The organism is Pseudoflavonifractor intestinihominis, from assembly GCF_040096055.1.
GTDB classification, from domain to species: Bacteria; Bacillota; Clostridia; order Oscillospirales; family Oscillospiraceae; genus Pseudoflavonifractor; species Pseudoflavonifractor intestinihominis.
The window spans coordinates 82,032-94,707 of the sequence record NZ_JBBMFK010000003.1; the positions used below are offsets into that span (position 1 = coordinate 82,032).

At 63.4% G+C, this 12,676-nt stretch carries 12 protein-coding genes and 1 tRNA gene; 3 read left to right on the plus strand and 10 right to left on the minus strand.

Translation table 11 applies throughout. From position 1 onward, the window contains the following. Positions 1-2: 2 nt before the first annotated feature. Both WMO64_RS02710 and WMO64_RS02715 read right to left on the minus strand, forming a co-directional pair. Positions 3-878, minus strand: a complete 876-nt coding sequence (locus tag WMO64_RS02710) for a YitT family protein (RefSeq protein ID WP_349230922.1) — start codon at positions 876-878, stop codon at positions 3-5. Further along, positions 875-1,732, minus strand: a complete 858-nt coding sequence (locus WMO64_RS02715) for an NAD(P)/FAD-dependent oxidoreductase (protein ID WP_349230923.1) — start codon at positions 1,730-1,732, stop codon at positions 875-877. The genes WMO64_RS02710 and WMO64_RS02715 overlap by 4 nt, the downstream gene beginning before the upstream one ends. Before the next feature lie 378 nt (positions 1,733-2,110). Between WMO64_RS02715 and WMO64_RS02720 the strand changes: the two genes are divergently transcribed. Beyond that, positions 2,111-3,694, plus strand: a complete 1,584-nt coding sequence (locus WMO64_RS02720; RefSeq protein ID WP_349230924.1) for a recombinase family protein — start codon at positions 2,111-2,113, stop codon at positions 3,692-3,694. A 60-nt stretch (positions 3,695-3,754) separates the two neighbouring features. On the opposite strand, the gene WMO64_RS02725 is transcribed toward WMO64_RS02720, so the two are convergent. The 5 genes from WMO64_RS02725 to WMO64_RS02745 all read right to left on the minus strand — a co-directional run bounded on the left by WMO64_RS02725 (position 3,755) and on the right by WMO64_RS02745 (position 6,252). Beyond that, a tRNA-Leu gene (locus tag WMO64_RS02725) sits at positions 3,755-3,840 on the minus strand. Between the two features lie 141 nt (positions 3,841-3,981). Beyond that, a complete protein-coding gene (trxA, locus tag WMO64_RS02730) occupies positions 3,982-4,299 on the minus strand; it encodes a thioredoxin (RefSeq protein ID WP_294522564.1) in 318 nt (105 codons plus the stop codon). Positions 4,300-4,358: 59 nt separating this feature from the next. Then, the gene (locus WMO64_RS02735) at positions 4,359-5,225 is read right to left on the minus strand and encodes an NAD(P)/FAD-dependent oxidoreductase (RefSeq protein ID WP_294522567.1); all 867 of its coding nucleotides are present in this window, start codon (positions 5,223-5,225) and stop codon (positions 4,359-4,361) included. Beyond that, positions 5,215-5,526, minus strand: coding sequence for an ArsR/SmtB family transcription factor (locus tag WMO64_RS02740; RefSeq protein ID WP_294522570.1), 312 nt, complete (start codon positions 5,524-5,526; stop codon positions 5,215-5,217). Before WMO64_RS02740 ends, WMO64_RS02735 begins: the two co-directional genes overlap by 11 nt. A gap of 144 nt (positions 5,527-5,670) precedes the next feature. Next, positions 5,671-6,252 carry a sugar O-acetyltransferase gene (locus tag WMO64_RS02745; RefSeq protein WP_349230925.1) on the minus strand — a complete coding sequence of 194 codons (582 nt, stop codon included), beginning with the start codon at positions 6,250-6,252 and terminating at the stop codon, positions 5,671-5,673. A 134-nt stretch (positions 6,253-6,386) separates the two neighbouring features. Here WMO64_RS02745 and WMO64_RS02750 point away from each other — a divergent pair, with 134 nt between their 5' ends. Both WMO64_RS02750 and WMO64_RS02755 read left to right on the plus strand, forming a co-directional pair. Beyond that, complete coding sequence (locus WMO64_RS02750; protein ID WP_349230926.1) at positions 6,387-7,271, plus strand: glycosyltransferase family 2 protein; 885 nt, start codon at positions 6,387-6,389, stop codon at positions 7,269-7,271. Positions 7,272-7,317: 46 nt separating this feature from the next. Further along, the gene (locus WMO64_RS02755; protein ID WP_349230927.1) at positions 7,318-8,211 is read left to right on the plus strand and encodes a DMT family transporter; all 894 of its coding nucleotides are present in this window, start codon (positions 7,318-7,320) and stop codon (positions 8,209-8,211) included. Between the two features lie 230 nt (positions 8,212-8,441). Here WMO64_RS02755 and rpoD read toward each other — a convergent pair whose 3' ends face one another. The 3 genes from rpoD to WMO64_RS02770 are packed head-to-tail and all read right to left on the minus strand — an operon-like array spanning position 8,442 to position 12,658. Next, positions 8,442-9,767, minus strand: a complete 1,326-nt coding sequence (gene rpoD, locus WMO64_RS02760) for an RNA polymerase sigma factor RpoD (protein WP_349230928.1) — start codon at positions 9,765-9,767, stop codon at positions 8,442-8,444. A 37-nt stretch (positions 9,768-9,804) separates the two neighbouring features. Then, a complete protein-coding gene (gene dnaG / locus WMO64_RS02765; protein WP_349230929.1) occupies positions 9,805-11,595 on the minus strand; it encodes a DNA primase in 1,791 nt (596 codons plus the stop codon). Between the two features lie 58 nt (positions 11,596-11,653). After that, positions 11,654-12,658 carry a deoxyguanosinetriphosphate triphosphohydrolase gene (locus WMO64_RS02770; protein WP_349230930.1) on the minus strand — a complete coding sequence of 335 codons (1,005 nt, stop codon included), beginning with the start codon at positions 12,656-12,658 and terminating at the stop codon, positions 11,654-11,656. Between the last annotated feature and the right edge of the window lie 18 nt (positions 12,659-12,676).

Genomic DNA, 12,676 nt, shown 5'->3' on the forward strand with positions numbered 1-12,676 from the left:
TCCTATTTTCCCACCGGCAATGGGATGCGCGCGGCGGTGAACCCCTGACCCTCCACTTCCCGGACGGTGGCGATGGTCAAAAATGCGCCGGGGTCGATGCGGTGGATAGCTGCTTTAACGCCGTAAAGTTTCTTGTTAGGGATGACGCAGAACACCACACTGCCCGCCGTCCGCCGCAGGCCGGTGTCTGCGTGGAGCATTGTCACGCCGGCCTGTGCCTCGCAAAGCAGGGCTTGCCGGATCTCCTCGTAGTGGTCGGAGATCACCAGCAGCTGAAGCTGGGCGGCGCCTGCCACCATGGTCCGGTTCATCACAAAAGTTTCGATGGCCAGGGCCATCACGCTGAACCAGAGGTTGCGCCCGCCAGCCATCCAGAACGCCATGGCCATCACGCCGTAGTCGGCGGCCATTTTGACCCCCGCTACCGGCAGCCGGATTGTCCGGTGCAGGATCATGGCCAGTGAGTCGCTGCCGCCGGTGGAAGCGCCGGCCCGAAGTGTAACCCCCACGCCGGCCCCCACAAAGCAGGCCCCGCACACAAGGGCCGCGAAGCGGTCGGTTTCGAGCAGTGAAAAGGCGGGCAAACGCTGGCACAGCCCCAGAAACACTGGATAGGCCAGCGACCCGGCCGCTGTGTTGATGGCAAACTCCCGCCCGATGCAGGCCCATCCGGCCACCAGCAGGCCCAGGTTCAGCACAAAGACGGACACAGCAGTGTCCAGCCCAAACAACGTGTGGAGGATCAGCCCTACGCCAGTGGCGCCGCCCACTGCCAGCCCGGCAGGCAGGTAGACCGCCGCCACCCCGTAGGCCAGCAGCGCATTGCCGGCCAGCACGCCCGCCAGCCGCCCCAGGTAGCCCAGCCAGCCGGGTTTCATCGCGGTTCCCCCTGCGGCTGTGCCAGGAAAGCCAGCGCGCTGTGCACCGCCACATTGCCCTCGCCCACCGCCTTGGCGTACTGGTAGGGGCGGCCGGTGCAGTCCCCGGCGGCAAAGCAGCCGGGCAGGTTGGTGCGCTGGGCGCGGTCCACCTGGATATGGCCGTTTTCCATGGCAAGGCCGGATAGGAGCGCCTGCGGGGCCACCGTTTCCCGCAGGCAGAACACGCCCTCCACCGGGAGGGTCGCATCCGCCCAGCGCACCCCGGTCACCCGGTCGTCCCCCTCGATGGCCTGGGGCTGGCCTTTGTGGCAGCCCGGCGTATCGGCCAGGCCGCCCGCGTAGGTGCAGAACAGTTCCACATGGCCCGCCACGCTTTGCAAAAAGCGGACGTCCTCCTCCAGGCTCTGGCTTTCGCACACCACCGCGATGTTCCGCCCGCGGTACAGCTCGCCGTCGCAGGTGGCGCAGCAGCTGACCCCCTTGCCCAGCAGCCGGTTTTCGCCGGGGATCTGCCCGCGTGCCGCCACGCCAGTGGCCAGGATCAGGCAGCGCCCTTCATAGAAATCCGGCCCGGCGCAGACAGCATAGTGCCCGCCCATCTCGTAGACCGCCGCCACCCGTGCTTGCTGGATTGGGATGCCAAGATCATCCACCTGCCGCAGAAAAGCGTCCCGCAGCTCCCGGCCGGTCACCCGGGGCAGGCCGGGGTAATTCAGGATACGCTCTGCCTTTTCGACCTTGTCACTGAGCCGCCGGCTGCCAAACCAGAGGAACGAAAGCCCCCTGGCCCTGGCGGTCAACGCGGCAGATACCCCGGCCGGGCCGGTGCCCACGATCAGCAAATCCCACATGAACGGCGCCTCCTGTCCATCTTTTATTATGCAGTATACAGGGCCCGCTGCCGCAGCTCAAGGGGGATTGTCTATCTCGTCCGAAATCCGGCCTATTTTGCCGGGGCGAGGCTCAGGGGCCGCCGGCGTTTGAACTTTTTCATTTGGCCCTTCGATTTGCCCTTCGGCGCCGGATCTGTATGGCGCATATTTTGTCAAGTCTCCCACCTTTCCTCACAAGCGCCCTGCCCACCAGGCATCGGCCGACATTTTGGACATGCGGGCCGATTTGGAAAAGCTGCCGGATTGCTATGGTTATCCAATGGGGCGGGCATATTTTGTCACGGAAAGAAAAAGCTCCCTTGACAAATCGGTTTCCAAAAGAAATTGCTGACCAAGGTGGCGAAGGAAAAAGGATACACCAATCTGGTCCACTTCCTGGACGACGGCATCTCCGGCGTCACGATGGACCGCCCCGGTTTCAATGACATGATGGAACAGCTTGCCGCCGGCAAGGCCGCCGCCGTGTTTGTGAAGGATCTGTCCCGGCTGGGCCGCAACTACATTGAGGTGGGGCGGCTGACCGAGGAGTTTTTCCCGGAGCACGACATCCGCCTGGTGGCGGTCTCGGACAACATCGACACCGCCGAGGGCGAGAACGAACTGGCGCCCATCCGCAACCTGTTCAATGAGTGGTACGCCCGCGACATCAGCAAGAAGCGCCGGATCAGCAACAAGATCAAGGGCAACGCCGGCGAACCGATGGGGCCGCCGCCCTATGGCTACAAGAAAGACCCCGACGATCCCAAACGGTGGATCGTGGATGAGGAGGCCGCCCAGGTAGTACGCCGCGTATTCCGAATGACTTTGGATGGCTATGGAACGGAGCAGATCGCCACTATATTCTCCGAGGAGAAAATCCTTACCCCCATCGCCTATTGGCGTGAAAAGGGCGTCAATCGTCCTGGGAAAAGCAAACTCCGCGGGCCGTATATGTGGAACAGCTCCACTATCACTCATATTCTCTCTTTACAGGAGTATTGCGGTGATATTCTTAACTTCAAGACCTACTCCAAGTCATACAAGAACAAAAAGCGGCTTGCCAACGATCGGGAAAACTGGGTCATCTTCCAGGATGTCCACGAACCCATCATTGAGCGGGCGGTCTTTGAACAGGTCCAGCAGAAGCGGGGCAAGATCCGCAAGCGCCGCACCCACGAAGGGGAGCGCAATATGTTCTCCGGCCTTCTGGTCTGCGCTGATTGCGGACACAACCTGCACTTCCATTTCAATCAGGGCAACCCCGACATCAAGTATTTTAACTGCTCCAACTACAAGGGCAACCGTGGGACCTGTACTTCCACCCATTATGTCCGTGTGGACTTCCTGGAGCAGGTGGTGTTAGGCGAGATCCGGCGGCTGACTAAGTTTGCCAGCCAGTTTGAGGATGAGTTTGTGAAGGCTGTGATCGGCCATTCCCAGCAGGCGGAGGCCACCGACCGAAAGCTGAAGGAGAAGGAGCTGAAAGCCCTGCAAGCCCGCGATGAGGAACTGGATGGCCTGTTCGAGAGGATCTATGAGGACAATGTTTCCGGCAAACTCTCTGATGACCGCTTCGCCAGAATGTCGAGGCGGTACGAGGAGGAGCAGAAGGAATTAGCGGAGAAGATCAAGGCGCTCCGCGCCGAGATTGACAAGCAGAACAGCCAGTCCATGACCACGGATATGTTCATCTCCCTGGTCCGCAAGTACACTCGCGCCCGCAAGCTAACGCCCCGGATGCTGAACGAACTTATCGAGAAAATCGAAGTGTTCAACGCCGAGAAGGTAGACGGAGTGTGGGAGCAGCGGCTCCGTATCCACTACAACTGCGTGGGTGCCATCGAGATCCCCGACCTCATCCCGCTGCCCGCCCCGGAGGTGTCCGTAAACACAAGAAAGGGCGTAGTCGTCAACTACGCCCCATCCACCATCGCCGGATGAAAACAACAAAAAAAGACGAGTGTTCTTACAGCGTTTCAAATGCTATAAGAACACTCGCCATGGTGCGGATGACGGGACTCGAACCCGTACGGCCGTGGGCCACTAGCACCTCAAGCTAGCCAGTCTACCAATTCCAGCACATCCGCATATTCTGTTTGGCATTCATCAGAAGCCACTTGCTTATTATAGCGGCTGTCCCCTGATTTGTCAACCAAATTTTTTATCTTTTTCATTTTATAAAAACAGGGTGCGGAGCGGTATTCTCCGCACCCTGTTGGGCGCTGTTATCAGATGTTGGCGTCCAGAATGGCGGTGTAGGCCTCGGCGGGCATGACGCCCACCTTCCGGTCCAGCTCCTTGCCGTCCTTGAAGAAGATGACGGTGGGGATGCTCATCACGCCGTACTGCATGGCCAGGGCCTGCTCGTCGTCCACGTTAACCTTGCCGATGACAGCCTTGCCCTCGTACTTGTTGGCCAAGTCGTCGATCACAGGGGCCAGCATGCGGCAGGGGCCGCACCAGGACGCCCAGAAGTCCACCATAGTAATGCCGCCGGAGGTGATCGCCTTGTTGAAGCCTTCCTTGTTGAAGTGAATGGTAGCCATAATCAATACTTCCTTTCTTTCGTCTCCATGTTTTCTCTATTTGAATTTGAATTGGTTGTTTACTTGTTGTTCTCCCGGTCCAGCCGGTCCAGGTACTCGGCCGCCCGGTGTCCGGCCACCTGGCCCTCCCCCACCGCCTTGGCGATCTGAAGCGGCTGCCCGGTGCAGTCGCCGGCGGCAAACACGCCGGGCACGCTGGTGGCCATATCCCGGTCCACGGCGATATAGCCGTCCTTCAGCTCCAGGCCGGGGAGCAGGTCGGTGGGCGCCACGGTGGCCCGGAGGATAAAGACCCCTTCACAGGGGATCTCCCGGCCGTCCGCCTTCACCGACGTCACCTTTCCCTCACCGCAGACCTCAATTTTGGCCGCCTTAACAAAGGGGATCTCAGGGTTCAGGTCCTCCGGCCTGACGGGGGCGGTATAGGTCACCCGGCACCCCAGGCCGTGGAGATAATCGGCCTCCTCGGGGGCCTCGGCGGACCGGCCCGCCACCACCACGTCCCGGCCCCGGTACAGCATGCCGTCGCAGGTGGCGCAGTAGCTGACGCCCGCGCCCATGTGCTCCGCCTCGCCGGGGAACTTGGCCCGGCGGACCACCCCGGGAGCCAGCACCACCGCCCGGGCCTGGACCAGCTCGCTGCCCACACCGATGTAGAATGTGCCGTTGAGAGACATGATATTCAGCGCCCGGCCGGTGACCCGGGCCACACCCATGGCCTCGGCGTGGGCCTTGAACCGCTCCAGCAGCTCCGGGCCGGTGACGCCGTGGATGCCCAGGTAATTGTCCACCCGCTCGGTCTTGCTGAGGGGTCCGTCCCGGTCGTCGCCGCTGACCACCACCGCCGTCCGGTTCCGCTGTCTGGCCTGCACCGCCGCCGACAGCCCCGCAGGGCCGCCGCCGATGACCGCGATATCATACATCATGCCGGTAATCCTCCTCCCTGTCGCCGAAGAGCGCCGCGATAATGGCCGTGACCCCCGCCCGGTCGTCGATCTCATAGTAGACCTCGTTGCCGGAGCGGGACGCCTTGACGATCCCCGCCGCCTTCAGGCGCATAAGATGCTGAGAGATGCAGGACTGGGATTGGCCCACATTGGCCTCCATACAGCCCACGTTGCGGCAGCCGCATCGCAGCAGCCCCCGGACGATCTGCAGCCGTACCGGATGGGAAAGGGCCTTGAGCAGCGCCGCCTTCTCCTCATAGAGCCCGGTTGCGTCCGTCATGTCGTTCACCTCATATTCGTTATTTCTAATATTAGTATATTCAAATATTCTAGTTTGTCAATAGGCTTTTGAAAAAAATTTTTCCCGCCCCATAGGATAAGCAGAGCCGCCTCGCATCATGCGCGGCGGCTCTGCTTTTTCCTGTCAGACAGGCTTTTTCTTGTCTTCCTCGGTGATGGGGCGGAGCACCCGGCAGGGATTGCCCGCGGCCACCACGCCGGAGGGAATGTCCCGGTTGACCAGGCTGCCCGCGCCGATGACCACATTGTCCCCGATGGTCACCCCGGGCACCACCGTCACCCCGGCGCCGATCCACACATTGTTTCCCACCTCGATGGGCTTGGCGTACTCCAGGCCGCTGTTGCGGGCGTCCGCGTCGATGGGGTGCCCGGCGGTGTGGAACCCGCACTGGGGCGCGATGAACACGTTGTCCCCAAAGGTCACCCCGCCGCCGTCCAGGATCACGCAGCCGTGGTTCATATAGAAGTTCTCCCCGACGGAGATGCCGTAGCCGTAGTCGCACCAGAAGGGCTGCTCAATGCAGAACTTCTCCCCCGTGCTGCCCAGCAGCTCCCGCAGCAGGGCGTTCCGGCTGTCCCAGTCGGTGTACCGCAGCTGGTTGTAGGCCCAGCACTTGTCCTTGCAGGCGGCGCGGTCGGCCAGCAGCTCCGGGTCGCTGTCCGCCGCGTAGAGCTGTCCGCTCTGCATCTTCTCCTTCTCTGTCATGGTCCACTCCTCCGTTCCGGTCTTTTCCGGTCCAACATATCCGTTTTCCCGGTATTTGTCAAGCCCCGCTCTTGGCGAAACAGCGGCGGCCTGCTATAATAGTAGCGATAACAACAGCTCAGAGAGGTGCGCCCATGGAAGGTCCCGCAGTCAGCATCATCATTCCGGTCTACAACGTAAAGCCCTACCTGGAGAAGTGCCTGTCCAGCATCCGGTTCCAGACCTGCCGGGACTTTGAGGTCCTGCTGGTGGACGACGGCAGCACCGACGGCAGCGCGGACATCTGCCGGTCCTATGTGGCCCTGGACAGCCGGTTCCGCCTGCTGGAACAGGCCAACGCCGGCGCGTCGGCGGCCCGGAACCTGGGTATGACCCAGGCCGCCGGGCGGTATCTCCAGTTCGTGGACGGGGACGACTGGCTGCCCACCGACGCGGTGGAGATCCTCCTCCACACCGCTGAGTCCACCGGCGCCGACCTGACGGTGGCCCACTTCTACCGGGTGGCCGGGGAGCGGTGCGCCGTCCGTGGGCACATCCGGGAGGCGTGCGTCATGACCCGGACCGAGTACGCTGAGCACATGGTCAAGGCCCCCGCCAACTTCTACTATGGCGTCATGTGGAACAAGCTCTACCGCCGGGCCATTGTGGAGGCCCACCATCTCCGGTGCCCCATCGACGTGGCCTGGTGCGAGGACTTTCTCTTCAACCTGGACTACATCGCCTGCTGCCGCCTGATCGCGGCGGTGCCCAGGCCGGTGTACTACTACCGCAAGCGGGAGGGCAGTCTGGTGAGCACCCAGACCACCCTGCGCAAGACCATCCAGACCAAACGGCTCACCTTCAGCGAGTACAAGGAGTTCTACCGGCAGCTGGACCTGTACGAGGACAAAAAGGCCCAGGTCTACCGCTATCTCTTCTCCTCCGCCAGCGACGGTTCGGTGGGCCCTCTGGGCCGCCCCCTGGCCCTGGCGCCCAAGGAGAAGGCCCCCGCCCACCACAGAGAGAAAAAGCAGGACTGATCCCCCACCCGCCGGAAGGACGGCATCTGACAGGAGGTATTGCCCTATGTCCCTGACCAGGCAGAACGGCTCCGGACACCTGGCGGCCCTGTGCGCCATCACCATCTGGGGCGGCGCCTTTGTGGCGGCCCAGGTGGCCCTGGAGGCGGTGAGCCCCACGGTGCTCATGTTCCTGCGCATCACCATCGCCGTCATCGCCACCACCATCATCCACCCCCGGCCCCTGGGCTGGCTGGGCTGGAAAACAGAGGGGTATTACGTCCTGGGTGGACTGCTGGGCATCTTCTTCTACTACTACCTACAGAACGCGGCCCTGACCTACACCAGCGCCTCCAATGTGTCGGTGCTGTGCGCCCTGGCCCCCATCGTCACCGCCCTGGCCGCCCCCCTGCTCCTCCGCACGCCCCGGCCCCACGGCCTGTTCTACTTCGGCTGCGTGCTGGCCGCCATCGGCTCCGCCCTCACGGTCTACAACGGCAGCGCCGTGCTCCAGCTCAACCCCCGGGGAGATGTGCTGGCCCTCCTTAACGCGGTGGTGTGGGGCCTCTACGCCATTGTCAGCAAGAAGATCGGCTCCTTCGGCCACCCCCTCATCCCCTCGGTGCGGAAGATGTTCGTATACGCCCTGCTCTTCTCCGTCATCATTCTGCTGTTCCAGGGCGTACAGGTCCAGCAGGATGTGCTGGTCCGGTGGGACGTGCTGGGGTCCATCGCCTACCTGGGCCTTCTGGGCTCCACAGTGTCCTACCTGCTGTGGAACTACGCCATCCAGCAGCTGGGCTCGGTGCGGGCCACCACCTACATCTACCTGGAGCCTCTGGTCACCATGGCCGTGGCCGCCGCCCTGCTGGGGGACCCCATCACCTGGATCGCACTGCTGGGCGCGGTGCTCATCATCGGCGGACTGTTCCTCACCAAGCTCAGACAGGCGGGCGCCTGATGCCCCCGCATAAAAAAGCCCCGGCGCACTGCGTGCGCCGGGGCTTTTCATGTTCAGTTCAGGAAGTCCTTCAGCGTCGCTGTCGCGGACTGCGCATCCCTCGCTTCCGTCTAAAGCCGAAAGCTCTCTCGCTCCGTCGCTCCGGCTCTCCCCACGGGACCCGCTCCGCTGGGCTCCCGCGGGGGCCCCGGAAAGCTGCGTCCAGCAGCCGGGAAGGCTCCAGTTCCTGTTTAGTTCAGAAAGTCCTTCAGCTTTTTGCTGCGGCTGGGGTGACGCAGCTTTCTGAGGGCCTTGGCCTCGATCTGGCGGATACGCTCACGGGTCACGTTGAACTCCTTGCCCACCTCTTCCAGGGTGCGGGTACGGCCGTCCTCAATGCCGAAGCGCAGCTTGAGCACCTTCTCCTCCCTGGGGGTCAGGGTGCCCAGCACGTCCACCAGCTGCTCCTTGAGCAGGGTGAAGCTGGCGGCCTCGGAGGGCTCGGAGGCGTCCTCGTCGGGAATGAAGTCCCCCAGGTGAGAGTCCTCCTCCTCGCCGATGGGGGTCTCCAGGCTGACGGGCTCCTGGGCGATCTTCAGGATCTCCCGCACCTTGTCCACGGGCATATTCATCTCCTCGGCGATCTCCTCGGGGCTGGGGTCGTGGCCCAGCTCCTGGAGCAGCTGGCGGGAGACCCGGATGACCTTGTTGATGGTCTCCACCATGTGGACGGGAATACGGATTGTGCGGGCCTGGTCGGCGATGGCCCGGGTGATGGCCTGGCGGATCCACCAGGTGGCATAGGTGGAGAACTTGTAGCCCTTGGTGTAGTCGAACTTCTCCACGGCCTTGATCAGGCCCAGGTTGCCCTCCTGGATCAGGTCCAGGAACAGCATGCCCCGGCCCACGTACCGCTTGGCGATGGACACCACCAGACGGAGGTTGGCCTCAGCCAGACGCTGCTTGGCCGCCTCGCCCCGCTTCACGTCCTTCTTCAGGGCCTTCTCCTCCTCGGGGGTGAGGACGATGGGCTCGCCCTTCTTCTCCGCGGCCTCGATCTCGGCCAGACGGGCCTTGGCCGCGTCTCCGGCGCCCATATCCTGGGCCAGCTGGACCTCCTCGTCGGGGCTGAGCAGGTTGACCTTGCCGATCTCCTTCAGGTACATGCGCACCGGGTCGTCGATGCCGAAGGAGTCCACCAGGGTGTTGGGGTCCACGATCTCCTCTTCCGGGATCTCCTCCAGCTCCTCCATGGGGGGCACGATGTCGGCGTCCAGCTCGGGGAGATAGTCCTCGCTGACGGTCTCAATGCCCTGGTTCTCCAGCACGTCATAGATCTTGTCCATCTGCTCGGACTCCAGATCCATGTTCTCCAGCACGTCCATCAGCTCGCCGGCGGTGAGGCTGCCCTTTTTCTTGGCCCGCTCCACAAGCTCGGTCAGCTTCTCCGAACCCTGGACGCCCTCCACGATCTTCATGATCTCGTTCTTGACCTGCTCTATCTTCTCCACGCCGGTGATAGTGGACTTGGCTTCCGCCGCAGCGCCCTTGGCGTCGGTCTTCTTTTTCTCGCTCATGTGCGGTCATCCTCCATATGCTTTTTCTTTCTGTGTCTCAGGTATTCTGTCCGTTGTACGCCTTTTTCTCCCGGAATTTTTCCCGGGCGGCCATGAGGGGGTCTTCCTGGCCCCCGCCTGCCCGCTTGGCGTACTCGGTGGCGATGATCTCTATGTAATCCGCCAGGGCCTTCTGACTGTGGGCCAGGGATTCGGGCTGGTCCAGTACGTGTACCAGATGGCTCATCTCATCGGCGGTCAATTCCCCGGTCAGGGCGGGCAGCTGGGTGCTCCTCCCCTCCTGCCAGCGCTTGCGCAGCATGCCGTACACCCGGCCCAGCAGCGGCGAGGAGAACTGCTCCGGCTCCAGAGTTCCCGCGCTCTGGAACAGTCCGGGCTCCAGCAGCATCAGCCGGAGTACGCCCTCCTCCGCACGGGCGGAGCGAATGTTGTCATACCGCAGCTCCCGCTCTTTGGGCTGGAGCTGGGCCGCGGGGGTCAGGTCCTTCCGGGCCTGCTTCTTTTTGGCCTGCCAGGCCCGGTTCTTCCGGTACCGCTCCACCTCCTGGGCGAAGGCGGCGGCTGAGATGCCCCCGGCGGCGGCGGCCTTGTTGCCATAGATCTCCCGCTCGATGGGGCTCTGCAGGGAGGCCACCGTCTCCACCGCCTCCCGGAGAAAGGCCATGCGCCCCTCCTCGTCGGCCAGGCTGTGCTTCTGGAGCAGGGACTCCAGCCGGTAGTCGTTCTGTCCGGCGCTGCCGTTTAGGCACTTCTCAAAGGCCGCCGGGCCGAAGCGCTTGACAAAGTCGTCCGGGTCCTGCTTGAGGGGTTTGCCCTCGCTGTCGTAGGCGTTGGGCAGCTGGAGCACCCGCACGTTCAGATCCGCGTTCTTCAGGATGCCCAGCACCCGGTCGGTGGATTTTTTGCCCGCCGGGTCGTTGTCGTAGCAGAGCACCAGCTCCTTGGTGTACCGGGCCAGGATGCGGGCGTGCTCCTCGGTGAGGGCGGTGCCCATGGTGGCCACCACGTTGTCGAACCCGGCCTGATGGAGGGTGATGACGTCGATGTTGCCCTCCACCAGGATCAGATTGGGCCGCTTGGTGTTCTTGGCAAAGTTGAGGGCGTAGATGAGCCGCCCCTTCTTGAACGCCACGGTCTCCGGGGTGTTGAGGTACTTGGCCCCCTCCTCCCCCGGCAAAATGCGGCTGGTAAACCCGGCCACGTCCCCCCGCACGTCGATGACGGGGAGCATGAGCCGGGCGCGGAACTTGTCGTAAATGCCGCCGTTCTTGCCCGCCACCGCCAGGCCCGCGTCGATGAGCTCCATCTTGCTGTACCCCTTGGCGGTGAGGGCCTTGGTGAGGGCGTCCCACTGGTCGGGGGCGGCGCCCAGACCAAAGCGGGTGGCGGTCCGGGGGGAGATCTGCCGCTGGGCGATGTACTCCCGCACCCGCTGGCCGCCGGGGCCCTTCAGATAGTCGTGGTAGAACCGGGCGGCGTCCTTGTTGGCCGCCAGGACCCGGGCCCGCTTTTTCCGCCCGGCGTCGTCGCTGCCCGTCTCGGGCACCTCCATCCCCGCCCGCTTGGCCAGGAACCGCACCGCGTCGGGAAAGGACAGGTTCTCGATCTCCATGATAAAGGAGATGACCCCGCCCCCCTTGCCGCAGCCGAAGCAGTGGTAGATCTGCTTGTCCTGATTGACGGAAAAGGAGGGGGTCTTCTCGTTGTGGAAGGGGCACAGCCCCCACAGATTGCTCCCCTTTTTGTTCAGCGTCACATAGGAGGACACCACGTCGGAGATCTCGCTCCGGGCCACCAACTCGTCAATAAATTGTTCCGGAATCGGCACGGTAGCCCTCCTTTCCCCTATGATTGCCAGAGTTTTACGCGGCCATACGGAATCTGCCCTATTTCACGCTCCAGGCCGCCGGGATGAACAGCTCTCCGAACTTCTCCACCGCGTACTTGTCGGTCATGCCCGAAATATAATCGCAGGCAGCCCGCTCCACGCCCTCCTTCACCCGGATGTCCTGGTACTCCGCCGGCAGCTCGTCCGGCTCCCGGACGTAGTGCTCAAACAGTCGCCGGAGCATGTCCTGGGCCTTGGTCTCCTCCCCCTTGGCCCGGGGGTTGGTGTACACCGAGTCGAACATGAAGGCCCGCAGCTCCGCCATGGCCTCCCGGCAGGCGGGGGACTGGACGATGTCGTCCTTTCCCGCGCTCTGGGCGATCACGTCGGTGGTCAGGGTGTTGATGCGTTCGGAGTGGGTGAAGCCCAGCACCTGGGAGATGGCAATGGGGATGTCCGTGGGAAAGATGATCTGTCCCCGCATGGCGTCGTCAATGTCGTGGTTGATGTAGGCGATCTTGTCGGCCAGGCGGATGATCCGGCCCTCCAGGGTCTCGGCCCGGTCGGGGCCGGTGTGGCACAGGATGGCCCGCCGCACCTCCCAGGTCAGGTTGAGCCCCTCGCCGTCCTTCTCCAGCACGTCCACCACCCGGAGGGACTGGACGTTGTGCCGGAAGCCGCCGGGCATCAGCTCGTCCAGGGCCCGCTCCCCGGCGTGGCCGAAGGGGGTGTGGCCCAGGTCGTGGCCGAAGGCGGCCGCCTCGGTCAGGTCCTCGTTGAGCCGCAGGCCCCGGGCGATGGTCCGGGCGATGCGGGAGACCTCGATGGTGTGGGTCATGCGGGTGCGGTAGTGGTCCCCCTCGGGCTGGAGAAACACCTGGGTCTTGTGCATCAGCCGCCGGAATGCCTTGGAGTGGACGATCCGGTCCATGTCCCGCTGGAAGCAGGTGCGCACCGGGCACTCCGCAATGGGCCGGGCACGCCCCCTGGACTCCGCCGCCAGACAGGCGCGGGGTGAGAGGATCTGCCGCTCCATGGCCTCGGTCTGCTCTCTTACCGTCATAGCCGCCGCCCCCTTGAT

What these genes read in the sequence shown, in the direction of transcription:
- WMO64_RS02750 (WP_349230926.1), top strand. Translation starts at nt 6,387, where the DNA reads ATGGAAGGTCCCGCAGTCAGCATCATCATTCCGGTCTACAACGTAAAG.
- WMO64_RS02735 (WP_294522567.1), bottom strand. Translation starts at nt 5,225, where the DNA reads ATGATGTATGATATCGCGGTCATCGGCGGCGGCCCTGCGGGGCTGTCG.
- WMO64_RS02755 (WP_349230927.1), top strand. Translation starts at nt 7,318, where the DNA reads ATGTCCCTGACCAGGCAGAACGGCTCCGGACACCTGGCGGCCCTGTGC.
- rpoD (WP_349230928.1), bottom strand. Translation starts at nt 9,767, where the DNA reads ATGAGCGAGAAAAAGAAGACCGACGCCAAGGGCGCTGCGGCGGAAGCC.
- WMO64_RS02715 (WP_349230923.1), bottom strand. Translation starts at nt 1,732, where the DNA reads ATGTGGGATTTGCTGATCGTGGGCACCGGCCCGGCCGGGGTATCTGCC.
- WMO64_RS02770 (WP_349230930.1), bottom strand. Translation starts at nt 12,658, where the DNA reads ATGACGGTAAGAGAGCAGACCGAGGCCATGGAGCGGCAGATCCTCTCA.
- WMO64_RS02740 (WP_294522570.1), bottom strand. Translation starts at nt 5,526, where the DNA reads ATGACGGACGCAACCGGGCTCTATGAGGAGAAGGCGGCGCTGCTCAAG.
- WMO64_RS02745 (WP_349230925.1), bottom strand. Translation starts at nt 6,252, where the DNA reads ATGACAGAGAAGGAGAAGATGCAGAGCGGACAGCTCTACGCGGCGGAC.
- WMO64_RS02710 (WP_349230922.1), bottom strand. Translation starts at nt 878, where the DNA reads ATGAAACCCGGCTGGCTGGGCTACCTGGGGCGGCTGGCGGGCGTGCTG.
- trxA (WP_294522564.1), bottom strand. Translation starts at nt 4,299, where the DNA reads ATGGCTACCATTCACTTCAACAAGGAAGGCTTCAACAAGGCGATCACC.